The 22336-nt window shown below is 72.4% G+C and carries 18 protein-coding genes; 9 read left to right on the forward strand and 9 right to left on the reverse strand.

The genetic code is table 11. The features are described from left to right. The first annotated feature begins 5 nt into the window (after positions 1-5). From iolB to mmsA, 3 genes are read left to right on the forward strand one after another with little or no spacing between them, the layout of a single operon-like run. Complete coding sequence (gene iolB, locus ACIBI4_RS21725; protein WP_399205599.1) at positions 6-809, forward strand: 5-deoxy-glucuronate isomerase; 804 nt, start codon at positions 6-8, stop codon at positions 807-809. Then, the gene (gene iolD, locus ACIBI4_RS21730) at positions 806-2701 is read left to right on the forward strand and encodes a 3D-(3,5/4)-trihydroxycyclohexane-1,2-dione acylhydrolase (decyclizing) (RefSeq protein ID WP_399205600.1); all 1896 of its coding nucleotides are present in this window, start codon (positions 806-808) and stop codon (positions 2699-2701) included. The genes iolB and iolD overlap by 4 nt, the downstream gene beginning before the upstream one ends. Positions 2702-2752: 51 nt before the next feature. After that, positions 2753-4255, forward strand: coding sequence for a CoA-acylating methylmalonate-semialdehyde dehydrogenase (gene mmsA, locus ACIBI4_RS21735; protein WP_399205601.1), 1503 nt, complete (start codon positions 2753-2755; stop codon positions 4253-4255). Positions 4256-4277: 22 nt separating this feature from the next. Here the strand turns inward: mmsA and ACIBI4_RS21740 are convergent, their stop codons facing one another. After that, a complete protein-coding gene (locus ACIBI4_RS21740) occupies positions 4278-5012 on the reverse strand; it encodes a gamma-glutamyl-gamma-aminobutyrate hydrolase family protein (RefSeq protein ID WP_399205602.1) in 735 nt (244 codons plus the stop codon). Between the two features lie 86 nt (positions 5013-5098). On the opposite strand from ACIBI4_RS21740, the gene ACIBI4_RS21745 reads away from it, so the two are divergent. Then, positions 5099-5977 carry a LysR family transcriptional regulator gene (locus tag ACIBI4_RS21745; RefSeq protein ID WP_399205604.1) on the forward strand — a complete coding sequence of 293 codons (879 nt, stop codon included), beginning with the start codon at positions 5099-5101 and terminating at the stop codon, positions 5975-5977. A gap of 25 nt (positions 5978-6002) precedes the next feature. On the opposite strand, the gene ACIBI4_RS21750 is transcribed toward ACIBI4_RS21745, so the two are convergent. Continuing rightward, complete coding sequence (locus tag ACIBI4_RS21750; RefSeq protein ID WP_399205605.1) at positions 6003-6938, reverse strand: LysR family transcriptional regulator ArgP; 936 nt, start codon at positions 6936-6938, stop codon at positions 6003-6005. A gap of 106 nt (positions 6939-7044) precedes the next feature. Between ACIBI4_RS21750 and ACIBI4_RS21755 the strand changes: the two genes are divergently transcribed. After that, positions 7045-7677: a LysE/ArgO family amino acid transporter gene (locus tag ACIBI4_RS21755; protein ID WP_399205606.1), complete on the forward strand. Its 633-nt coding sequence runs from the start codon at positions 7045-7047 to the stop codon at positions 7675-7677. Positions 7678-7710: 33 nt separating this feature from the next. On the opposite strand, the gene ACIBI4_RS21760 is transcribed toward ACIBI4_RS21755, so the two are convergent. The 3 genes from ACIBI4_RS21760 to ACIBI4_RS21770 form a co-directional block, all read right to left on the reverse strand. Then, on the reverse strand, positions 7711-8124 hold the full coding sequence (locus ACIBI4_RS21760; protein WP_399205607.1) for a GNAT family N-acetyltransferase: 414 nt from the start codon (positions 8122-8124) through the stop codon (positions 7711-7713). Continuing rightward, on the reverse strand, positions 8088-9188 hold the full coding sequence (locus ACIBI4_RS21765) for a WxL protein peptidoglycan domain-containing protein (protein WP_399205608.1): 1101 nt from the start codon (positions 9186-9188) through the stop codon (positions 8088-8090). The genes ACIBI4_RS21760 and ACIBI4_RS21765 overlap by 37 nt, the downstream gene beginning before the upstream one ends. Positions 9189-9290: 102 nt before the next feature. After that, the gene (locus ACIBI4_RS21770) at positions 9291-10586 is read right to left on the reverse strand and encodes a hypothetical protein (RefSeq protein WP_399205609.1); all 1296 of its coding nucleotides are present in this window, start codon (positions 10584-10586) and stop codon (positions 9291-9293) included. A gap of 552 nt (positions 10587-11138) precedes the next feature. Between ACIBI4_RS21770 and ACIBI4_RS21775 the strand changes: the two genes are divergently transcribed. From ACIBI4_RS21775 to ACIBI4_RS21785, 3 genes are all read left to right on the forward strand, one after another. Continuing rightward, positions 11139-13787 (forward strand): alpha/beta fold hydrolase, encoded by a 2649-nt coding sequence (locus tag ACIBI4_RS21775; protein WP_399205610.1) that lies wholly within the window; start codon positions 11139-11141, stop codon positions 13785-13787. Then, positions 13784-14674, forward strand: coding sequence for an ABC transporter permease (locus tag ACIBI4_RS21780; protein WP_399205611.1), 891 nt, complete (start codon positions 13784-13786; stop codon positions 14672-14674). The genes ACIBI4_RS21775 and ACIBI4_RS21780 overlap by 4 nt, the downstream gene beginning before the upstream one ends. Positions 14675-14921: 247 nt before the next feature. After that, positions 14922-16595 carry a von Willebrand factor type A domain-containing protein gene (locus tag ACIBI4_RS21785; protein ID WP_399205612.1) on the forward strand — a complete coding sequence of 558 codons (1674 nt, stop codon included), beginning with the start codon at positions 14922-14924 and terminating at the stop codon, positions 16593-16595. 43 nt (positions 16596-16638) lie between these two features. Here the strand turns inward: ACIBI4_RS21785 and ACIBI4_RS21790 are convergent, their stop codons facing one another. Both ACIBI4_RS21790 and ACIBI4_RS21795 read right to left on the reverse strand, forming a co-directional pair. After that, entirely contained in the window at positions 16639-16830 is a 192-nt protein-coding gene (locus ACIBI4_RS21790) for a hypothetical protein (RefSeq protein WP_399205613.1), read from the reverse strand. 161 nt (positions 16831-16991) lie between these two features. Then, positions 16992-18695, reverse strand: a complete 1704-nt coding sequence (locus ACIBI4_RS21795; protein WP_399205614.1) for a hypothetical protein — start codon at positions 18693-18695, stop codon at positions 16992-16994. Between the two features lie 200 nt (positions 18696-18895). On the opposite strand from ACIBI4_RS21795, the gene ACIBI4_RS21800 reads away from it, so the two are divergent. Then, positions 18896-20809, forward strand: coding sequence for an AMP-dependent synthetase/ligase (locus tag ACIBI4_RS21800; RefSeq protein WP_399205615.1), 1914 nt, complete (start codon positions 18896-18898; stop codon positions 20807-20809). Positions 20810-20825: 16 nt separating this feature from the next. Here ACIBI4_RS21800 and ACIBI4_RS21805 read toward each other — a convergent pair whose 3' ends face one another. Further along, the gene (locus tag ACIBI4_RS21805) at positions 20826-21485 is read right to left on the reverse strand and encodes a class F sortase (RefSeq protein WP_399205616.1); all 660 of its coding nucleotides are present in this window, start codon (positions 21483-21485) and stop codon (positions 20826-20828) included. 93 nt (positions 21486-21578) lie between these two features. Continuing rightward, a complete protein-coding gene (locus ACIBI4_RS21810; protein WP_399205617.1) occupies positions 21579-22241 on the reverse strand; it encodes a hypothetical protein in 663 nt (220 codons plus the stop codon). Positions 22242-22336: the final 95 nt, after the last annotated feature.

Here is a 22336-nt window from a genome sequence, read left to right on the forward strand (position 1 = left end):
TGGCGATGCATGTACCCGCCGGTGAGACGGCGCACGGCCCGTACGCCCTGGACATCGATCCGGCGCGGGCGGGCTGGACGTACGCGTCGCTTCGGGTGATCGACCTGCCGCCGGGCGGCTCGCACACCCTCGCCGCCGGTGACAGCGAGTGGATCGTCCTGCCGCTCACCGGTGGCTGCACGGCCGTCGTGGACGGCGAGCTCTTCGAGCTCGAAGGACGCAAGAACGTCTACGCGGGGGCCACCGACTTCGCGTACGTGCCGCGTGACGCCCACGCCCAGATCGCCTCCGCCGTGGGAGGCCGGTTCGCTTTGGCAGGAGCGAAATGCGAGCGGAGACTCCCGGCTCGCTACGGCCCCGCGGCGGAGGTTCCGCTCGAAGCGCGCGGCAGCGGGCGGTGCGCCCGCCAGGTGCGGGGCTTCGCCGCCGCCGACGCCTTCGCCTGCGACCGTCTGATCGCCGTCGAGGTCCTCACCCCCGGCGGCAACTGGTCCTCGTATCCGCCGCACAAACACGACGAACAAGTGCCGGGCGAGGAAAGCGAGTTGGAGGAGATCTACTACTTCGAGATCGACGGCGGCCCCGAAGGCCTCGGCTACCAGCGGGTCAGCCCGTCGCGCGAGGGCGGTACGGACGTGCTCGCCGAAGTCCGTACGCGCGACGCGGTCCTGGTGCCCGACGGCTGGCACGGGCCCTCGGTCGCCCAGCCCGGGCACGACATGTACTACCTGAACGTGATGGCCGGTCCGGGGGCGGGCCGTGAGTGGCGGATCCGGTTCCACCCCGACTTCTCGGAGGGTTACCGATGAGGCTCACCGTGGCGCAGGCCCTCGTCCGCTTCCTGGCGCAGCAGTACACCGAACGCAACGGCATCCGGCAGCGGCTGATCACCGCGACCTGGGGGATCTTCGGGCACGGCAACGTGGCCGGACTCGGGCAGGCGCTCGTCGAGTACGGCGACGAGATGCCCTTCCACCAGGGGCGCAACGAACAGGCGATGGTGCACGCGGCCGTCGGCTACGCGCGCCACTCGCGGCGCCTGTCCACGCACGCCGTGACCACCTCGATCGGCCCGGGCGCCACCAACCTGGTCACGGGCGCCGCGCTCGCCACGATCAACCACCTGCCCGTGCTGCTCCTGCCCGGTGACGTGTTCGCCGCGCGGCCCGCCGACCCCGTACTGCAGCAGCTCGAAGTCCCGTACGCGGGCGATGTGTCGGTGAACGACTGTCTGCGGCCCGTCTCGAAGTACTTCGACCGCGTGACGCGCCCCGAGGCCCTGATCCCGGCGGCGCTGAGCGCGATGCGGGTGCTCGCGGACCCGGTGGACACCGGGGCGGTGACGCTGGCGCTTCCGCAGGATGTGCAGGCGGAGGCGTGGGAGTGGCCGGAGGAGTTCTTCCGGGAGCGGGTGTGGCGGGTCGCGCGGCCCGAGGTGCACGACCGGGATCTGTACGAGGCGCTTGAGCTGATCCGCGCCTCACGCCGTCCGCTCATCATCGCGGGCGGCGGTGTGCGGCACGCAGGCGCCGAGTACACATTGCAGGTGCTCGCCGAGAGCACCGGGATCCCGGTTGCCTCCACCCAGGCGGGCAAGGGCTCGCTGCGTCACGACCACCCCGCGGACGTCGGCGGGATCGGGCATACCGGGACGCTCACGGCCAACGCTCTCGCGCGTACCGCCGACTTGGTGCTCGGGATCGGCACCCGCTACACGGACTTCACGACGGCCTCCGGGAGTCTCTTCGACAACCCGGACGTCCGCTTCGTGAACCTGAACATCGCCGGGTTCGATTCCCACAAGATGGGGGCGGTGTCGCTGGTCGGGGACGCGCACACGGGGATGGCGCAGCTGCGCCGCCTGTTGCGCGAGCACACCATCGACACGGTGGTGACGCCCGCCTACCGCGTCCCCGCGACGTACGAGGCCGAGTACACCGAGGCCAAAGCGGACTGGGAGTCCCAGGTCACCGGCGCCTACGCCGCGCCCGACCCCGAGGCCCGCCCCACCCAGATCCAGCTCCTCGGCGCCCTCGACGAGCTGGCCGAGGACCGCGACGTCCTCATCAACGCCGCCGGCTCCCTCCCCGGCGACCTCCACAAGCTGTGGCGTACGCGAGGACGCGACCAGTACCACGTCGAGTACGGCTACTCCTGCATGGGCTACGAGATCCCCGCCGCCATCGGCGTCAAGCTCGCCGAACCCGGGCGGGAGGTCTGGGCGCTCGTCGGGGACGGCACGTATCTGATGAACCCGACCGAACTGGTCACCGCCGTGCAGGAGGGCATCGCGATCAAGGTCGTGATCCTGCAGAACCACGGGTACGCGTCCATCGGCGGCCTCTCCGAGTCCGTCGGCGCCGAGCGCTTCGCGACCGCGTACCGGATGCGGGCCGCGGACGGCTCGTACACCGGGGAGCCGCTGCCGGTGGATCTCGGGGCGAACGCGGAGAGCCTCGGGATGCGCGTGCTGCGCGCGGGGACCGTGCGTGAGCTGCGGGAAACGCTGCGCGAGGCGCGCGCCGCCGATGTGCCCACATGTGTCTATGTGGAGACCGGATCCGCAGACACTGTGTCGGGCGTGCCGTCCGGGCAGGCGTGGTGGGATGTTCCCGTGGCCGAGACCGCGAGCCGTAAGGCGGCGGTGGAGGCGCGCAGGACCTACGAGCGGCGGGTGCAGGCCCGTCGCCGGCATCTCTGACCGGCGCCCGGCCCCATCTGTGACAACCAGCAGGAGTTCGAGGAGTACGCCATGACGAAGACCGTGCACCACTGGATCGGTGGCAAGACCGTCGAGGGTGCCTCGGGCCGCTCCGGGCCGGTCACCGACCCGGCGACCGGCGCCGTGACCACGCAGGTCGACTTCGCCTCCGTGGAGGAGGTGGACGCGGCCGTCGCCGCGGCCAAGGAGGCCTGGCAGACGTGGGGCCTGTCCTCGCTCGCCCAGCGCACCACGATCCTGTTCAAGTTCCGTGCGCTGCTCGACGCCAACCGTGACGCGATCGCCGAGCTGATCACCGCCGAGCACGGCAAGGTGCACTCGGACGCGCTCGGCGAGGTCGCCCGCGGTCTGGAGATCGTGGACCTCGCGTGCGGCATCACGGTCCAGCTCAAGGGCGAGCTGTCCACGTCGGTGTCGAGCCGTGTGGACGTCGCCTCGATCCGCCAGCCGCTCGGGGTGGTCGCGGGCATCACGCCGTTCAACTTCCCGGCCATGGTGCCGATGTGGATGTTCCCGCTGGCCATCGCCTGCGGCAACACCTTCGTGCTGAAGCCTTCGGAGAAGGACCCGTCCGCGTCGCTGAAGATCGCCGAGCTGCTCGCCGAGGCCGGGCTGCCCGACGGTGTCTTCAACGTCGTGCACGGTGACAAGGTCGCCGTCGACCGCCTCCTGGAGCACCCGGACGTCGCCGCCGTCTCCTTCGTCGGCTCGACCCCGATCGCCCGCTACATCCACACCACCGCCTCCGCGAACGGCAAGCGCGTCCAGGCGCTCGGCGGCGCCAAGAACCACATGCTGGTGCTGCCCGACGCCGACCTCGACGCGGCCGCCGACGCCGCCGTCTCGGCCGCCTACGGCTCGGCGGGCGAGCGCTGCATGGCGATCTCCGCGGTCGTCGCGGTCGGTTCGACCGGTGACGAGCTGGTCGCGAAGATCCGCGAGCGCGCCGAGAAGATCAAGATCGGCCCGGGCGACGACCCGACGTCCGAGATGGGCCCGCTCATCACCGCCGCCCACCGCGACAAGGTCGCCTCGTACGTGCACGGCGCCGAGGCGCAGGGCAGCGAAGTCGTCCTCGACGGCACCGGCTACACGGTCGAGGGCCACGAGAACGGCCACTGGATCGGCCTCTCGCTCCTCGACCGTGTCCCGGTCACCGCCGACGCGTACAAGGACGAGATCTTCGGCCCGGTGCTCTGCGTGCTGCGCGCCGAGACGTACGAGGAGGGCCTGGCCCTCATCAACGCCTCGCCGTTCGGCAACGGCACCGCGATCTTCACCCGGGACGGCGGCGCGGCCCGCCGCTTCCAGCTGGAGGTCGAGGCCGGCATGGTCGGCGTCAACGTGCCGATCCCGGTGCCCGTCGGCTACCACAGCTTCGGCGGCTGGAAGGACTCGCTCTTCGGCGACCACCACATCTACGGCAACGACGGCACGCACTTCTACACCCGCGGCAAGGTCGTCACGACCCGCTGGCCGGACCCGTCCGAGGCGCCGTCCGGCGTGGACCTGGGCTTCCCCAGGAACCACTGACGCGTCCGGTTGACGCCTTCGGTCACACCAGGCTCTTCGTCGCGGCGGCGGCCCTCACCGCCGCCGCGGCGAAGCCCTGGATCACCGGGTGCGCGCGGGTGCCGTCGCCCGCCAGTTCCGGCTGGAACAGCGAGGCCAGGAAGAACGGGTGGTCCGGAAGCTCGACGACCCGGACGTCGCCCGCCTCGTCCGTACCGCTGAAACGCAGACCGTGGGCCGTCAGCGTGTCCACGTACTCCTCGCGCAGGGCGTACGAGCAGTGGTAGCGCTCGAACGAGGTCTCGGCGCCCAGGAGTTCCTGGAGCAGCGTGCCCGGCCGCACGTGGATCGCGCCCTCGTGCCCGACCAGGGAGCAGGCGAGCGGCACGATCAGATGCTCCCGCGCCTCGGGGTCGTTCTCGGCGTGCGCCATGTCCGGCAGGCCGCAGACGTCGCGCGCGAACTCCAGGAGCGTGTGCTGGAATCCGCCGCAGGTGCCGAGGAACGGGATGCCCTGCTCGCGCGCCGTGCGCACGGCCCGTACCGCGCCCGCCTCGCTGCGGTAGGGGCTGCCGGGCAGCACCCAGATTCCGTCGAAACCCTCCACACCCTCGGCGGCCGCCTCCTCGGTCGGGATCCAGTACGCCTCCAGATCGAGGTGATCGCGCTCGCGCAGCGCGGCGAGGATCCCCGAGATCCGGGTGTGCGAGCGGACGTTGGGGGAGCGGTCGGCGACGAGGGCGATACGGGCCCGGGTGTTCTCGTGAGTCGTGGTCATGGCGTCATCCTGGACCGGCCCTGTGCATCAGGTCCAACGATGATTACTGGAGAGTGCATCAGCGATCGTGATGCACACTGGTCGCCGTGGACCCTCATCTCCTGCGCACCTTCGTGGCCGTCGTCGACGAGGCCTCCTTCTCGGCCGCGGCGGGCTCGCTCGGCTATACGCAGTCGGCCGTCTCGCAGCACATCGCCGCCCTGGAAGCCGACCTCGGCGCCCCGCTGCTCACCCGCAGGCCCGTCGCGCCGACCGCGGCCGGGGCCCGGCTGATGGAGCACGCCCGCCCGCTGCTGCTGCGCCTCGACGCCGCCCGCGCCGACCTGGCCCGCCTCAACGAGGCGCCCGCGCAAGGGATTTCGCTCGCCTGCACGCCGCTCGCGCGCCCGGCGCTGCTCTCCGTGCCGTTGCCCGGACGGGCTCCGCGGCTCAGGGTGCTCGGCCGGAAGGAGGCGCTGCGGGCCGTGACCGCGGGGGACGTCGACCTCGCGCTGGTGGACGGGGCGGCCGCCCCGAGCGACCCCCTCGCGCTCGCGGACCTGGGCCCGCTCACCACGCGGCGGGTGACCGAGGGCCCGCTCGCCGTCGCCCTGCCGCTCGGCCACCCCTTGGCCCGCCGCCGCTCGGTGCGCCTCGCCGACCTGGCCGAGGCGCACTGGATCGATGCCCCCGACACGGGCGTGGAACTGTCCCGCCTGCGGGTGGCGGCGGGCTCCGACGGATTCCGGGCCCGGATGACCTACGAGGGCACGGACGTGCTCACGCTCGGCGCGCTGATCGCCGCCGGGCACGGCCTCGCGCTGCTGCCCGAAGCGCTGGTCGCCCGGCTCGACGGAGTGGCCGCGACGGGGATCTCGGCGCCACGCATCGTGCACCGCGTGGAGGTGGTCCACGGACGGCTGCCCGCGGGGGCGGCGGCGGAATGGGCCGAGCGGGTCGGGTCGGGAGAGGGGCCTGCAACGTAACTGCGGCGTCGCTGCCGCGGGAAGCTCAGCCGCGGCCGCCTCCACCGCGGCTGTGCAGCAGCTCCCGCGATGCCGCCGCGACCGCCTCGGCCACGGCGGCGAGGGACGGGGTGTCCAGCTTCCACTGCTGCCAGTACAGGGGTACGTCGAGATGCTTGCCCGGCACCAGTTCGACGAGCGTTCCCGCATCGAGCAGCGGCGCCGCCTGCATGTCCGGGACCAGACCCCAGCCGAGACCCGCGGCGACCGCGTCGCGGAAGCCCTCGGAGGTGGGGACATGGTGCCGCAGCGGTCCCGCGCCCGTGCGGCCCCGCGTCAGGGTGCGCACGAAGCGGTCCTGGAGCTCGTCGCGCCGGTCGTACACGACGACCGGCGCATGCGGCAGCCGGCGGCTCGGCGGGCCCGGGCTCAGCCACCGCCGTACGAACTCAGGTGTGGCGACCGGCAGATAGCGCGCGAGCCCGAGCGGCCGCACCGTGCAGCCCGCCACGGGTTCCGCCGAGGAGGTCACGGCCGCCATCACGCGGCCCTCGCGCAGCAGTGTCGCCGAGTGGCCCTCGTCCTCGCGCAGCAGCTCGAAGCAGACCGGCGGGTCCTGCGGCACCCGGGTCAGGGCGGTCAGGAACCAGGTGGCGAGCGAGTCGGCGTTCACCACGACGGTCAGCCGGGCCGCCGCCCGCGGGCCGTCGGCCTCGGTGTCGTCGGCGAGCCCGAGGTCCAGTTGCGCGGCCTGTTCGAGGGCGGCGAGCTGCCGGGCGAAACGCACCACCACCTCGCCCGACTCGGTGGGCCGGATCGGCTTCGTACGCATCAACAGGACGCGTCCGGTGCGCTGTTCGAGCGCCTTGATGCGCTGGCTCACGGCGGACGGGGTCAGATGCAGGGACGCGGCGGCGGCGTCGAAGGTGCCCTCGTCGACGGCGGCGAGAAGGGTGCGGACCAGGTCGTGGGGCAGTTCCATGGACGCTTCCGTTCCCTCGCCGGCCACACGCGATCATTAGCATCGCTGAAGGTACCTAAGAAACTGTAGCTGTACTGATGACGTCAAGACCCCTAGCGTCGAAGCCATGAACAGCAGTGGACTCCTTCCGGCCGTCGCCGCGGGCTTCGGTACCGGCCTCTCCCTGATCGTCGCCATCGGCGCACAGAACGCCTTCGTGCTGCGCCAGGGCGTACGCGGCCAGGCCGTGCTCCCGGTCGTGGCGATCTGCGCCGCCTCCGACGCCGTCCTGATCGCGCTCGGCGTGGCGGGACTGGGCGCCGTGGTCACCGCTTGGCCCGCGGCGATGACGGTGGTCGGCCTCGCGGGAGGCGCGTTCCTGCTCGCGTACGGGGCCATGGCAGGGCGTCGCGTGCTGCGTCCGGCGGCCGAGGGGGAGGGACTGCAGACGAAGGGGGCCGGTACCCGGTCCGTGCGGGCCGCGGTGCTCACCTGTCTGGCGCTGACCTGGCTCAACCCGCACGTCTACCTGGACACGGTGCTGCTCCTCGGCTCGGTCTCCGCGCAGCGCGGCGATCTGCGCTGGGTGTTCGGGATCGGCGCGATGCTGGGCAGCCTCGTGTGGTTCACGGCGCTCGGCTACGGGGCGAAGCTGCTCAGCGGAGTGCTGGCCCGGCCCACCGCGTGGCGGGTGCTCGACGGAGTGGTCGCGGTGACGATGCTCGCGCTCGGCGGGATGCTGCTGCTGCGTACGTTCTGAGCCGGATGCCGTCCGCGGCGAGCGGCCCCGCGCCTACCGGCCGAACTCCCACAGCAGCACCGCGCACACCCCGTCGTCCTTCGCCCCGGTCGCCCGGTAGGTGGCCAGCGCACCCTCGTTGTCCGTGTCGACCGGGACCCACATGTCGTAACAGCCCGACTCCCGGGCCAGCGCGGCCAGTTCGGCGATGAGGGCCGTCGCGATGCCCCGGCGGCGGTACGGGGCGTCCACGCCCAGTTCGTACAGGCACATCTCCACCCCCTTGTCGGGGTGGTGGATCTCGATGCCGGTGATGAAGCCGACCGGCCCGCCGTCCTCGTACGCGAGGAACATGTGGTGGCCGGCGGCCGCGAGGAAGCTCCGGGTGGCGTCCTCGCGCGGCGGTCCGTCGAAGAGGTGGGCGGCGGCCCTCACCTGGTCAGGGTCGATGGCGCGGCGGATGTCCATTCCTCATCGGTATCACGGGAGTCCGCTGAGGACGCAGCGGATTTACGCCGCCGGATCCGGCGCACCATGGCGCGCAGCCCGCCTCTGCGGCGGATGCGGCGCCCGCCCCACACGAGCAGGAGCAGGCCGACGAGGCCGAGGAGCGCCTGCCAGGGGACGGCGACGAAGGAGGTCTCGGCGGTCGTGCGCGCCACCTTCGGTTCGTCGAATGCGCCCGCCGTCACCTTCAGGTCCACCCAGTCCAACTGGGGCGCGTCCGCCCAGCGTTCGGTGAACTCGACGCGCTGCCCGGGGAGCAGTTCGAGCTTCAGTGCGCGGGGTCGCTGAGTGAGGACGTCGCGTCCGAAGAGGCCCTCGGCGGAGAGCTGGACGGTCGGGCGCAGCCGGACGTTGCCGCGGTTGACCAGGACGTAACGGACCGTGGCCTTGGCGTCGGCGGTCCACGGGAGCAGCGGCGCGCTGCGGCCGACGGTCACGGACTCGACGGCCAGGTCCGGTGCCGCGGGCCCGTTGACGCGCAGATACATCCGCGCGCCCACCGAACGCTGCACGCCCACCTGGACCTTGTCCTTCTTGCGGACGGACTCCACCTTGGTGTTGAGCGCCACGATGCCGCCGACGTGGTCACCGGGCGAGGCGTTCGCGGGGACCTTCAGACGGAACGGGATGTCCACCCGCTGTTTCGCGCCGACCGTGATCGTCGCGTCGCGTGCCCTGTCCTTGGCACCGAGTTCGATCCACGTGCCGACGTCCTTCGGCTCGCGCTCCACGGGCAGCAGCGCGAACGCGCCGCCCTGCGGGGTGTTCATCGCGTCGGTCGCGAAGACCCGGAAGGTGAGGTCCTTCTCCGAGGTGTTCGCGATGGTCACGCTGTCCTCGATCACACCGCCGGGGTCCGCGGAGTGCGCGAAGTACTCACGGCTGCGCTTGTCGCTGCCCTCGGGCGGGGTCGGGAACACCGCCCAGGTGCCGTTGTCCGCGGCCTGCGCGGCGGGCGGCGGCCCGCTCAGGACCAGGAGCAGGCCGGCGACTGCGGCCACGATCAACGCGTACGGTCTGGGCATGCCTGCTCCAAGCGTGCGGTACGAGGGGGCGGACGGAAGGTGGTGCAGGGTGCGCCCTGAGACCAGCGAGCCGGGGCGCACCCTGCACCGTTGTGCCGTCGGTTACGCCATCGAGAACGTGACGACCGACTGGTAGGCGTCCGCGAACATGAACGGCGGGAGCTTCAGCGAGGCTCCGCCGCCGACCGCGAACTCGCCACCGGTGAGCTCCTCACCACCGGGCGCCTGGGAGGCGACCTGCTTGGGCGTGTCCGTGATCGCCCCGGCTGCACCGACCGCGCAGGCGCTCGGGCTGTCCGGGTTGGTCACGGTGCAGGTCGGCGCGATGGTCAGCGCCGCGGTGTTCATCGCGTGGCCCGTGTCCGTGTTGAGGAACGGGGTCCTCGTGACGGTCACGTCCCAGCCGAGGCTGCCACCGCGGAAGTCCTGCACGGCGGCCGCGTTGAACGTGCCGGTCACCGTCTGGGACTTTCCGTTGATGGTGATCGAGCCCATGTCGAGGGTCGGCAGACCGCCCGCGGGACCGATCGCCAGGGCGCCGGGCAGCACCTCGATGTCGACGGGGTGCGGCACGCCTTCGATGGGGGTGACCCAGACGAAGGCCTTGCCCGGAGTGTCACCGATGCGGATGCTGTCCGCCTTGGTGGTCACGGTCAGCGCACAGGTCGCGTTGCCCGCGGCGTCCGCTGTGCCCGTACCGGTGTCCGTGTCGACGCCGGCCAGCGAGGCGGTGCAGGTCACCGGACCGGGCGCGAAGTTGACACCCGTCGCCGTGACGGCCGTGCCGGGACCGCCGTTGTTCGGGGTCAGCTTGGTCGTGGTGGGGACGGTCGGGACGGGGATCTGGTTCGTCACGACCTTGACCATCGGGGCGTTCGCCGTGCAGACCGTCTCCTGGTTGCCGAGCGGCGGGTTGGTGATGGTGGTGATCGTCTTGGACGAGTGGACCAGCCAGTCGATCGCACCGGGCGTCGCGCTCGCCGGGACGGTGACCGGGGCGTTGTTCGTCCAGGGCTCGATCACCGGCTCGCCGTTCGCCGGGACGTCCTGCGAGGCCTGGACGTCACCGGTGACCGTGACGGTGGTGCCGTCCGCGATCCCCGCGTTGTCCAGTTCGAACGTGACCGAGGGTGTCATCGTCAGGGTGAGCGCGAGCGGCACCGTCACACCGGTCGCCGAGGGCGTCACCTTGATCGCACCGGCCGGGATCACATCGCCGGGCTGCACCTCGTCCGGCACCTCCACGGTGTACGTGGAGTTCATGTCCCGCGGGTTGGGCGCCGGGGAGCCCGCCGGCAGCGTGCAGTGCATCGACGCCGTCGCGGTGCCCGTCACGGCGCTCGCCGGGGCCGCGAGCCCGACGACTCCCGCCCCCACGGCCAGGGCCAGCGCTCCCACGCAGGCCAGACTTCGTCTACGGGTGGTTCTCACTATTTGGTGCCCCCTTGGATCGAGATATCCAGTTACGCGTACGGGAGTTGAGGCCGTACGCGATCACAGGAGGTGTCGGTCCGCGGGGTGATGCGCCTACATTGGGACCGGCACTCCTGTGCCGACAGACCGGCCACCCTTGACCTGTTGGCGCGGGAAAGGGTGGCCGGTTCTCTGTGTTCGTCTGTCCTGTTCGTTTGTCGTTGCGCATCATGCGCAACGGGTGCTGTGGTGCGGCTCGGTGCGGTGACCGCATTAGGGCGCCAGGTGCCTGAGATGTCAATGACATGTGAAAGGTGCCCAAGGCAGCTTTTGACGGTCCATCAGAAGTGGTACCGCTCCCATTCCGGATTGTCCGTAATGCCCTGAGTAAGGTGCGCTTTACGCGGCCTGTTTCCGATGGACGGCCACGTACTGCGTCTGCGGTACACCGGCCACGCCGTCTACGTCCCGGGGAGGCCATCCGATTCCGTCCGGCGGGGGCCGCGGTTGTCACACAGGCCGCTTACGCTCGTAGGCATGGATCTTCGACTGCCCCGGCTCACGCGTGCCCGCGCGTGGTCACGCCCCCGCCGGCTCGCCGCCGCGGGCGCCGCGCTCGCGGTGCTCGTGGGCGCCGGCACGTGGACGGCCGTGGCCGCCGACGACGACCCGGCCGTGCACCGCAGCGACCGGGTGATCGCCACGAACGGGGCGCGGATCGACACCTCGTACTTCACGGCGGGCGACAAGAGCGAGAAGCGGCCCGCCGTCCTCATCGGCCATGGCTTCGGCGGCAGCAAGAACGATGTACGGGAGCAGGCCGAGCGCCTCGCGCGCGACGGCTATGCGGTCCTGACCTGGTCCGCGCGCGGCTTCGGCAAGTCCACCGGCAAGATCGGTCTGAACAATCCGCAGACCGAGGTCGGCGACGTCTCGCGCCTGATCGACTGGCTGGCGGAGCGCCCCGAGGTCCAGCTCGACAAGAAGGGCGACCCGCGGGTGGGCGTCACCGGCGCCTCGTACGGCGGCGCGGTGTCGCTGCTCTCGGCGGGCCATGACCGGCGCGTGGACGCCATCGCACCGATGATCACGTACTGGAACCTGGCGGACGCGCTGTTCCCCGACGGCGTCTTCAAGAAGCTCTGGGCGGGGATCTTCCTCTCCACCGGCGGCGGCTGCGAGCGCTTCGAGCCGACCGTCTGCGAGATGTACCAGCGCGTCGCGGTCGCCGGGAAGCCGGACGCCGAGGCCGAGAAGCTGCTCGCGATGCGCAGCCCGTCCGCGGTCGGCGACAAGATCGATGTGCCGACGCTGATCCTGCAGGGCCAGACCGACTCGCTCTTCCCGCTCGGCCAGGCCGATGCGATGGCCAAGGCCATAGGGGACAACGGAGGACCGGTCGCCGTCGACTGGATCGCCGGCGGCCACGACGGCGGCGACATGGAGACCGGACGGGCCCAGGCCCGCGTCGGCGCCTGGTTCGACCGCTATCTGAAGGAGAACGAGGGCGCCGACACCGGCCCCGCGTTCCGCGTCACCCGCACCGGGGGAGTGGACTCCACCGACGGACGGGCCCAGCTGCGCGGCGCCACCGACGGGCAGTACCCGGGCCTGGACTCCGGACCGAAGGCCGTCCCCCTCGCGAAGGGCACCAAGTCCCTGACGAACCCGGCCGGTTCGAGCCCGCCCGCGGTCTCCACCGTGCCCGGCCTCGGCGGCGGCCTGAGCCAGCTCTCGTCGCTCGGGCTCGGCGGGCTCTCGCTCGACTTCCCCGGCCAGTTCGCGAGCTTCGACTCGAAGCCGCTCACCGAGGACCTGCGCGTCACCGGCTCGCCCACCGCGCGCGTCCGCGTGCAGTCCGACAGCGGCGAGGCCGTGCTCTTCGCGAAGGTCTACGACGTCGGGCCCGACGGGCAGCAGCAGGTGCTGCCCTCGCAGCTCGTCGCTCCGCTGCGGGTGAGTGACGCGAAGGACGGCCGCGAGGTCGACCTCACCCTGCCCGCGATCGACTACGAGGTGCAGTCCGGCCACAAGCTGCGCCTCGCCCTCTCCTCGACCGACCTCGGCTATGCCTCCCCGGTCGACCCGGCCACGTACAAGGTGACGCTGCTCGGCGACCTCACCGTGCCCACGGCCCCCGGTGTGAAGACCGAGGCGGCCGCGCTGCCCGCATGGGTGTGGATGCTGCCGCTGCTCGGCGCGGCGCTCGCGGCCGGACTGCTGTGGTCCGCCCGCCGCCGCGCGGCCGCACCGCCCGCGGACCCCGCGCTCGCCGAAGTACCGCTGCAGATCACGGACCTCAGCAAGAAGTACGGCAAGTCGGAGCGGTATTCCGTACGGGACCTGAGCTTCCGCGTCGAGAAGGGCCAGGTGCTCGGTCTCCTCGGACCCAACGGCGCGGGCAAGACCACCACCCTGCGCATGCTCATGGGCCTCATCACCCCCGACGGCGGCGAGATCCGGGTCTTCGGGCACGCCATCCGCCCCGGCGCTCCGGTCCTCTCCCGGGTCGGCGCGTTCGTCGAGGGCGCCGGATTCCTGCCGCACCTCAGCGGCCGGGAGAACCTGGAGCTGTACTGGGCGGCGACCGGCCGCCCGGCCAAGGACGCCCACCTCGACGAGGCGCTGGAGATCGCCGGCCTCGGCGACGCCCTTGCCCGCGCCGTGCGCACGTACTCACAGGGCATGCGCCAGCGCCTCGCCATCGCCCAGGCCATGCTCGGCCTGCCGGATCTGCTGATCCTCGACGAGCCGACCAACGGGCTCGACCCGCCACAGATCCGCGAGATGCGCGAGGTGATGATCCGGTACGCGGCGGGCGGTCGCACCGTCATCGTCTCCAGCCATCTCCTCGCCGAGGTCGAGCAGTCCTGCACGCATCTGGTCGTGATGGACCGCGGGCGGCTCGTGCAGGCCGGGCCCGTCGGCGAGATCGTCGGCTCGGGCGAGACGCTGCTCGTGGCCACCGGTGAGCCGGTCAGCGAGGCGCTCGCCGAGAAGATCGACGCGCTGCCGGGCATCGGCTCCGCGGTCCTCACCGAGGGCGGTCTGCTCGTACGGCTCGACGGCGCGAGCGTGCCGGAGCTCCTCGCCGAACTGCTGCGCCTCGAAGTGCCGGTGACCGGGGTCGGCCCGCACCGCCGCCTCGAGGACGCCTTCCTGAACCTGATCGGAGGCTCGGCGTGAGCACGAAGACGGACACGCCCCGCACCGCGGCGGCCGAAGCGGCCGAGGCCGCCCCCGGCTACCGGCCCGGGCGCACCCTGCCCTTCCGCGTCGAGGCGCTGCGCCAGCTCAAGCGGCGCCGCACGCTGGTGATGGCCGGGATCCTCTCGGTCCTGCCGTTCATTCTCGTCGCGGCCTTCGCGATCGGCGGCACCCCCGACGGGGACGGCGACCGCGGCCCGACCCTGATGCAGACGGCCACCGAGTCGGGCGCGAACTTCGCGGCGACCTGTCTGTTCGTCTCCGCCGGTTTCCTGCTCGTGGTGCCCGTCGCGCTGTTCCACGGCGACACCGTGGCCTCCGAGGCCAGCTGGTCCTCGCTGCGCTATCTGCTCGCGGCGCCCGTGCCGCGCGCCCGGCTGCTGTGGAGCAAGCTCGCCGTGGCACTGGCGTTCAGCGCGGCGGCCATGGTGCTGCTGCCGCTGGTCGCCCTGGTCGTGGGCACGGCCGCGTACGGCTGGGGACCGCTGCAGCTGCCGACCGGCGGCGGGCTCGGGGCGGGGGACGCGGCCGGGCGGCTGCTCATCGTCACCGTCTATGTGTTCCTGTCCCAACTTGTCACCGCGGGGCTCGCGTTCTGGCTCTCCGTGAAGACGGACGCGCCGCTCGGCGCGGTCGGCGGCGCGGTGGGCCTGACCATCGTGGGCAACGTCCTCGACGCGGTGACCGCGCTCGGCGACTGGCGCGATGTGCTGCCCGCGCACTGGCAGTTCGCGTGGATCGACGCGCTGCAGCCGAAGCTGGAGTGGGGCGGGATGCTGCAGGGCGCGGCGGTCTCGGTCACGTACGGCGTGGTGCTGTTCGCGCTGGCGTTCCGGGCGTTCTCGCGCAAGGACATCGTGTCCTGAGGCAGCGGCCGCCGGGCGGGGCGTACCGACGCTCCGACCCCGCGGCCCCAACTGCCCCACCCCGCCCGGACGTTATGGTTCCGCGACTGCGGTGACCCCGCCGTCCCCGCCCCGTGACCGCCCCGCGATCTTCGTTATCGGCCCGCGACCGACGTTGCCGCATCGCAACTCTTCCGCAATCCCCCGGGCCGCACGTTCCGCGCACCCCCTGCGTCACAGTCACATGACATTGACAAGGGGGTACTCAATGGGACGCGTACGGACAGGAGTACGGGCCAGGACCGGGGCCGTCGCCCTGGTGCTCGCCGGGGCGATGCTCGCCACCGGCTGCGGAGGGGGCGACAGCAGCGACGGCGCAAAGCATTCCCGGGAGGGCGGCGGAAAACAGGACAGCGCGCCCATGCCCGCACCTGATCAGCCGCAGGGCACCGAGGGCGCGCAGCAGGACGAGGCGCAGAAGGGCATCGCGCCCGAGAAGCCCGACTACCTCTCGACGTTCGCGCTCGACGTGGACACGGCCTCGTACGGCTACGCCCGCCGCTCGCTCAAGGAAGGGCGGATGCCCGATCCGGCGGACATCCGGCCCGAGGAATTCGTCAACAGCTTCCGCCAGGACTACGAACGGCCCGACGGCGACGGCTTCTCGGTGACGGTCGACGGCGCCCGCACCCACGAGAAGAACTGGTCCCTCATGCGGGTCGGCCTCGCCACCCGCGGCAGCGACGAGGAGCGCAGGCCCCCGGCCGCGCTCACCTTCGTCGTGGACATCTCCGGCTCCATGTCCGAGGCGGGCCGCCTCGACCTCGTACGGACGTCGCTCGGCCTGATGACGGACCGGCTGCGTTCCGACGACCGCGTGGCGATCGTGACGTTCAGCAGCGAGGCCGAGACGGTCCTGGAGATGACCCGGATCGGCGGCAACGAGGACCGGATCCACGACGTGATCGACGGGCTGCGGCCCACCGACTCCACCAACGTCTCGGCCGGGGTCCAGGAGGGCTACGACACCGCCGTCGACGGCAAGGTCCGCGGCTCCACCAACCGCGTCGTGCTGCTCTCCGACGCGCTCGCCAACACCGGCGAGACCGACGCGGACGCGATCCTCGACCGCATCGAGGACGAGCGCGAGGACCACGGGATCACCCTGTTCGGGGTGGGCGTCGGCAGCGAGTACGGCGATGCGTTCATGGAGCGGCTCACCAACAAGGGCGACGGCCACACCACGTACGTCTCCGACATCGGCGAGGCCGAGAAGGTCTTCTGTGAGCAGCTGCCCGCCCACATCGAACTGCGTGCCCGCGACGCCAAGGCGCAGGTCGCGTTCGACCCGGAGACGGTCAAGCAGTTCAAGCTGATCGGCTACGAGAACCGCAAGGTCGCCGACGAGGACTTCCGCGACGACAGCGTCGACGGCGGCGAGGTCGGCCCCGGTCACACGGTGACGGCCCTGTACGCGGTGAAGCTGCGCGACGGCGCCGCCGGCGGACATGTCGCCACGGCAAGCGTGCGCTGGCTCGACCCCGGCAGCCGGGCGCCGCACGAGGAGTCCGAGCAGGTCGAGGCGTCGGCCCTGAGCGGGCCGCTGTGGGGCAACGGCACGCCGAAGCCGCTCCAAGTCGCGGCCGTGGCCGGGTACTTCGCGGACGGGCTGCGGGCCGCGTCGGGCTACCGGCCGTGCGAGTCGGACACCGTGTGCAGTGAGGGCGGCGAGGGCTCACGGACCGCGGATCCGTCCGGGACGCTCCCGGGCGCACCGTCGCTCCCCAAGCTGCGTGCGGTGGCGGGCCAGTTGGCGTCGTCGACCGGTGACGGGGCCGTACGTGAGCTGGCAACGGCGCTCGGCCAGGCCTGCAGGCTGCTCGGCCTGGAGACGCCGCCGGACGAGGGCTCGGACGACGGTGAACCGGAGGGCGAGCTGTAAGGACCACCGGGCGGTACGGGCCCTCGGTCCAACCGCGGCGCGGCTACAGGTTGTCCTGCGGCCCGGGCCCCGTCCGCCGGTCACCGCGCTGCGCCCGCCGCACGACCTCGCCGGCGGTCAGCGTCGCCGAGGCCACCCCGCGCACCCACCGCGGCCCGCCCCGCGCGGCCCAGACGACGCAGACACAGCCGAGGACGGCGACGCCGAGGATGGCAAGCAGCACGAGCGCGGTCACGATGAGGTTCCCCCTGAGAGCCCCGGGCCCGGCCCGGGGGTGAACAACGGTCCGGACCATCCTGGCAGCCCGGGGCCCGGGGCGGCGATCCGCCCCGGGCCCGGTAGGACGTCCAGAAGGGCGGAAGGGTTCACCGGGAACGGCCGCGGACTCGGCTCGTCCTACCTTCCGCCGCACAACTCCCGTTCCGCCACGGCCGGATCCGTGGGAAAGCGGAACGTCGTGCGCTCGACCGAACCCGTCAGATTGGCGACGAAGCGCCCGACCGTGAGCGGGGCGTGGGTGGCCTCCCGCAGCTCGGCGAGGGCTCCGCACCGCAGCGCGCGGCGGGCGGAGGCGACCGCCAAGGGGTCGGTTCCGCGCGGCAGTTCGGCCGCGCCCCGGTCCGCGATGATCCACGCGTCCGGCAGCCGCTTGTCGTGACCGACCCGCCCGCCCGACACCCGCTCCGAGTGCGCCGCCAGGGGATAGGCGAGACCGATCGGGTCCAGCGCGGCGCCGTCCAGCGGGACCGAGGTGCCGTTGTGCCCGAGCACCGGATAGACGCCGGTGACGGACGGACTCCCGCCCGGGAGCGGTGAACTGCGCCCGAGCAGCAGCGCGGGCGGTACGGCGGTGCGTGCCGCCTCGCCGTACCGCGCGTGCCAGGGCGCGCCCGCGAAGGTGTGGTGCAGCGGGTGCGGATCGGCGTTCTGCGCCACGTACACCCCGCGCTCGTCGGCGATCCCGCCCGGGCCGACCCGCCCCTCGTAGTCGATCCGCAGCGCCCCGGCGCACAGCGCCGCCCACACCGCGACTCCCACCGACGCGAGCGCCGTCGCGCGGCTCGCGGGCGCGAGGAACACCGGGAGCAGCATCAGGAAGAGGCCGGGCAGCAGCATCCGCGCGTGCATGAAGTCCCCGCCCACCTTGATGACATACGCCCAGCACAGCGCGCCGGCGACGACGGGGGCGAGGACCGGTACGAGCGGCACCTGCGTCCGCGTCCGCACGCGTGCCCGCGTCCGCGCGTGCAGGGGCACCGCCGCCGCGAGCACGAACAGCACCGGTACCCACAGCAGATACGGTCCGGCGAAGTCCCCGACGTAGGCGAATCCGCGCGCCCACAGGCTCTGCGAGGCCTCCTTGGTGACGGCGGGCAGCGGGACGAGGTGCCCGTAGTAGCCCGCGCGGAAGATCTCGTACGCGAGGGGCAGCGCGAGCGCCGCGCCGAGCCCGGCCGCCGCGCGCTTCTTCGAGGGCCGCACGAGCAGCCACTGCGCCCCGAGGAAGACGGCCGACACAAGGCCCAGATCCGGCCGGACCAGCGGCCCGAGCCCGAGCGCGACGGCCGTCCAGACCGACGCGGGCCGTGTCACAAGGAGCAGCCAGCCGCCCGCGAGCCAGCAGGTGGCGAGGCCCGTCTCCAGGCCGGAGGTCGCGAAGTCCCAGACGGGAGGCAGGGCGAGCAGCAGCGGCGCGCCGAGCGGCAGGACGGACGGCGAGCCGTGACTCCCGTACAGCGCAAGGCAGCCGAGTGCGGCGAGCGCGAAACCGGCGGCGGTCAGGAGGAGGCCGCCGTACACCGCGGCCGAGGTGAGGTCGAGGCCCGTGCTGCCCGCGGCCGCGAGCAGCCACTGCCAGAGCGTGCCGGTGGAGGCCTCGGCGCGTTCGCCGGGATTGAAGACCGGGCCGTTGCCCGCGAGGATCTGGCGGACCGTACGGACATAGATGAGCGCGTCGTCGGACATCCAGCGCCGCTGGTACCCGGCGACGAGGATCACCAGCGCGGGCAGCGCGACCAGCGCGGGCCGCAGCCACCGTCGCGTGGGGGCGTCGTCCTCGGTGAACTCCGCGGTGGGGGAGGGTGCGTACGTCGTGGCCATGTCCCGACCCTCACCCGGCACGGGCCCGGCGCCGTGCGGGCGCGCCGGGGTGTGGGCCTGACGGGTGCACGTGAACTGCCCTGTCGGGGGCATTGATTTCTCATTACGCGCCGGTAAGTTGACTCATGCGTAAAGAACTTGGCACCACCGGGCACCACCGTGAGCACCCCCCTCCAACACTGCGGACCACGGAGCCGACCATGGGCGTACGCAAGGACCTGAAGCGGGCGAAGCAGCGCACCGATCTCGCGGCCAGGACCCGCACCGAGCTCCTCCGCGAGGACGGAGTGGTACGCGAGGTGCGCACACCGGCCCTGGTCGACGAGCGGTCCGGCGGCTCCGTCGCCGACATCCCCTTCGTCAACGCGCAGGACGACCCGCGCGCCGTCGTCGTCCGCCGCAAGGACGGCGACCAGTGGCGCCCGGTGACCGCCGAGGCCTTCGCCCGCGAAGTCACCGCCGCGGCCAAGGGGTTGATCGCCGCGGGCCTCGAACCCGGCGGCCGCGTCGCCCTGATGTCCCGTACGCGCTACGAATGGGCCGTGCTCGACTTCGCGATCTGGGCGGCCGGCGGCCAGAGCGTCCCCATCTACGCGACCTCGTCCGCCGACCAGATCGCCTGGATCGTCGCGGACTCCGGCGCCCGCTTCGTGATCACCGAGACGGCCGAGAACACCGCCACCGTGCGCTCGGTCGTCAACGAGTCGCAGGCGCGCCTCTTCGAGCTGGACGCCGGCGCCGTCGTCGAACTGGCCACGCTGGGCGGGGACATGGCCGACGAGGAGGTCGACAAGCGCCGCGCCGCCCTCACGCCCGACACCATCGCCACGGTCTGCTACACCTCGGGCACCACCGGCCGTCCCAAGGGCTGCGTCCTCACCCACGGCAACCTCCACGCCGAGGCCGCGAACACGGTCGAGCTGCTGCACCCCGTGTTCAAGGAGGTCACCGGCCAGGTCGCCTCCACGCTCCTCTTCCTGCCCCTCGCGCACATCCTCGGCCGCGCGATCCAGATCGCCTGCCTTCTCGCCCGGATCGAGATCGCGCACTGCCCGAGCATCAAGCCCGACGAACTGCGGCCCGAACTCCGCTCGTACCGGCCGACGTTCATCGTCGGCGTCCCGTACCTCTTCGAGAAGATCCACGACACGGGCCGCGCGACCGCCGAGAAGATCGGCCGCGGCGCCTCGTTCGAGCGCGCGGACCGGATCGGGGTGCGCTTCGGCGAGGCGTATCTGCGCAGGTTCCTGGAGACCGGAAAGGGCCCCACCCTCGGCACGTATCTCGCCTGGGGCCTCTACGACCTGCTCGTCTACCGCCGTATCCGCAAGGAGCTCGGCGGCCGGCTGCGCTACGCGATCAGCGGCGGCTCCCCGCTCGACGCCCGGCTCAACCTCTTCTTCTACGCGGCGGGCATCATCATCTACGAGGGCTACGGCCTCACGGAGACCACCGCGGCCGCCACCATCACACCCCCGCTCAGCCCCCGCCCCGGCACGGTCGGCCTGCCCGTCCCCGGCACCGCGGTGCGGATCGCGGACGACGGCGAGGTGCTGATCCGCGGCGGCATCGTCTTCGGCGCGTACTGGAACAACGCCGAGGCCACGGGGGAGGCCCTGGACGACGGCTGGTTCGCGACCGGCGACCTCGGCGCCCTCGACGACGACGGCTATCTGCGGATCACCGGCCGCAAGAAGGACATCATCGTCACCAGCGGCGGCAAGAACGTCGCGCCCGCGGTCCTGGAGGACCGGCTGCGCAGCCGCCCGCCGATCGGCCAGTGCCTTGTCGTCGGCGACAACCGCCCCTTCGTCGGCGCCCTGGTCACCCTCGAGCCGGACGCGGTGACGCACTGGCTCTCCGTCCGCAAACTGCCCGCGGACACCCCGCTCGCCGAGATCATCAAGGATCCGCGCATGATCGCGGATGTGCAGCGGGCGGTGGACTACGCGAACGAAGCGGTGTCGCGCGCCGAGTCGATCCGTGCGTTCCGTCTGGTCGAGGGCGAGTTCAGCGAGGAGAACGGGCTGCTCACACCGTCGATGAAGGTCAAGCGCGGTGCGGTGGTGGCGGCCTTCGCCAAGGAGATCGAGGAGTTGTACGAGGGGCGCTGAGCCGGGGCCGCGGCGCTCAGCGCACTCCGGTGAGGTGCGCGTACACGACGGTGTTGGCCTGGTAGCCGCCCGTGATGCCGGGGGCGGCGGGCTGGTACGCGCCGCCGCAGGTGAGGAGCCGCAGCTCGGGGCGGCCGGTCGTGCCGTACACCTTGGAGTCCGGGAAGGCGTTGCCGTCGTGCAGTTCGACGGAGTCCACGGTGAACACGGCGACCCGGCCGTCCGCGCGGTCGACCTCGATCGTGTGGCCAGGGCCGAGCTGGGTCAGCTGGTAGAAGACCGCGGGCCCGTTCGAGGAGTCGTAGTGCCCGACGGCGAGCGCCGTGCCGGCCGCGCCTGGCATCGTGCCCTGCTCGTACCAGCCCGCGAGCTCCGGCGTCAGCGGGGACGGGACGTCCAGCGAGCCGTCGGGCCGGACGCCCAGCCCGACCAGGCTCGTCTGCACCCCGATCGCCGGGATCCGCAGCCCGAGCGGCCGGGAGGGCGGCAGCGCGGGAATCCCGTCCGCCGTCGTCTGCTGCGGCGCCGGCACGGACAGCTTCGGCGGCGCCTCCACGGCATCCGCGTTCCGTACGCCCTCGGCCGCGAACCACGCCCCGAGCAGCACCGCGAGCGCGGTCGTACCGGCGAGCGGGGCCTTGATGCCGGGGAGGCGGTGGCGACGAGGGGCGGGCATGGGCTGCACCTTGTCCTTGTCCTTGTGCTTGCGCTTGGCTGAAGTGGCCTGCTGTATACGGGAGTTGGCGCCGGCGTGGGATGGGTGTGGGGGTTACGCCACCCGGTCCGCGGCCGCCGCGCGCCGGTTGCGGCGGCGGATCAGGAACGCGCCGCCGGCGCCCGCCGTGAGCGCGAAGGCCGCGCCGCCCGCGATCTGCACCGAGGTGTCGACGCGCTCCGGGGCGCCGCCGCCGAGCCCGGCCGACACCCGGCCCTGCGGGACCACCGGTGACACGGGCTGCGGGCGGAGGGTCGGCGTGGTGACCGTGCCCGTCGGACGGGTGGTGGGTGTCGTGGGAGCGGTCGTGGGCGTGGCCGCCGAGGAACCGGAGATCGTGACCCGCTGCGAACCCGCCGCGTCACCACCACTGCACACCACCGCCACCGTGTAGGTGCCGGGCTTCACCCCGTTCCAGGTGGCCGAGCCGCCGGTGAGCATGGCCTGCTGGCCGCCCGCGAAGCTGCCGTTGCCGCCGCCGATCAGGGAGGCGCGGCCGCCCTTGGAGCAGGCCGAGGTGGTGGCCTGCACGGTCGAGCCGTTGACGGTCACCTTGATTCCCGCGGCTCCCGCGCCCGCGACGGGTTTCGTCCCCTCCTTGCCGCCCGCCCCGTCCTTCGGCAGGAGGGTGAGCGCCGCCCCGCCCGCGAGGACGGCGAGCACGACGACCGGGGCTGCTGTGACGACGGTCCTTCGCACGTTCCGCTGCGTCCGCATCCGTATGCCTCCAGCGAAGCCCGGGGTGGCGGCACCGTGTCCGCCTCGGTCGCCTGGCGCCCGCGCTCCATCCCCTAGAGCCAAGGGGCAGAGCG

It is taken from the genome of Streptomyces sp. NPDC050418, assembly GCF_044458745.1.
Classification (GTDB): Bacteria; Actinomycetota; Actinomycetes; order Streptomycetales; family Streptomycetaceae; genus Streptomyces.

What these genes read in the sequence shown, in the direction of transcription:
- ACIBI4_RS21775 (WP_399205610.1), top strand. Translation starts at nt 11,139, where the DNA reads ATGGATCTTCGACTGCCCCGGCTCACGCGTGCCCGCGCGTGGTCACGC.
- ACIBI4_RS21760 (WP_399205607.1), bottom strand. Translation starts at nt 8,124, where the DNA reads ATGGACATCCGCCGCGCCATCGACCCTGACCAGGTGAGGGCCGCCGCC.
- iolD (WP_399205600.1), top strand. Translation starts at nt 806, where the DNA reads ATGAGGCTCACCGTGGCGCAGGCCCTCGTCCGCTTCCTGGCGCAGCAG.
- mmsA (WP_399205601.1), top strand. Translation starts at nt 2,753, where the DNA reads ATGACGAAGACCGTGCACCACTGGATCGGTGGCAAGACCGTCGAGGGT.
- iolB (WP_399205599.1), top strand. Translation starts at nt 6, where the DNA reads ATGCATGTACCCGCCGGTGAGACGGCGCACGGCCCGTACGCCCTGGAC.
- ACIBI4_RS21810 (WP_399205617.1), bottom strand. Translation starts at nt 22,241, where the DNA reads ATGCGGACGCAGCGGAACGTGCGAAGGACCGTCGTCACAGCAGCCCCG.
- ACIBI4_RS21795 (WP_399205614.1), bottom strand. Translation starts at nt 18,695, where the DNA reads ATGGCCACGACGTACGCACCCTCCCCCACCGCGGAGTTCACCGAGGAC.
- ACIBI4_RS21740 (WP_399205602.1), bottom strand. Translation starts at nt 5,012, where the DNA reads ATGACCACGACTCACGAGAACACCCGGGCCCGTATCGCCCTCGTCGCC.
- ACIBI4_RS21755 (WP_399205606.1), top strand. Translation starts at nt 7,045, where the DNA reads ATGAACAGCAGTGGACTCCTTCCGGCCGTCGCCGCGGGCTTCGGTACC.
- ACIBI4_RS21750 (WP_399205605.1), bottom strand. Translation starts at nt 6,938, where the DNA reads ATGGAACTGCCCCACGACCTGGTCCGCACCCTTCTCGCCGCCGTCGAC.
- ACIBI4_RS21785 (WP_399205612.1), top strand. Translation starts at nt 14,922, where the DNA reads ATGGGACGCGTACGGACAGGAGTACGGGCCAGGACCGGGGCCGTCGCC.
- ACIBI4_RS21800 (WP_399205615.1), top strand. Translation starts at nt 18,896, where the DNA reads ATGGGCGTACGCAAGGACCTGAAGCGGGCGAAGCAGCGCACCGATCTC.
- ACIBI4_RS21765 (WP_399205608.1), bottom strand. Translation starts at nt 9,188, where the DNA reads ATGCCCAGACCGTACGCGTTGATCGTGGCCGCAGTCGCCGGCCTGCTC.
- ACIBI4_RS21805 (WP_399205616.1), bottom strand. Translation starts at nt 21,485, where the DNA reads ATGCCCGCCCCTCGTCGCCACCGCCTCCCCGGCATCAAGGCCCCGCTC.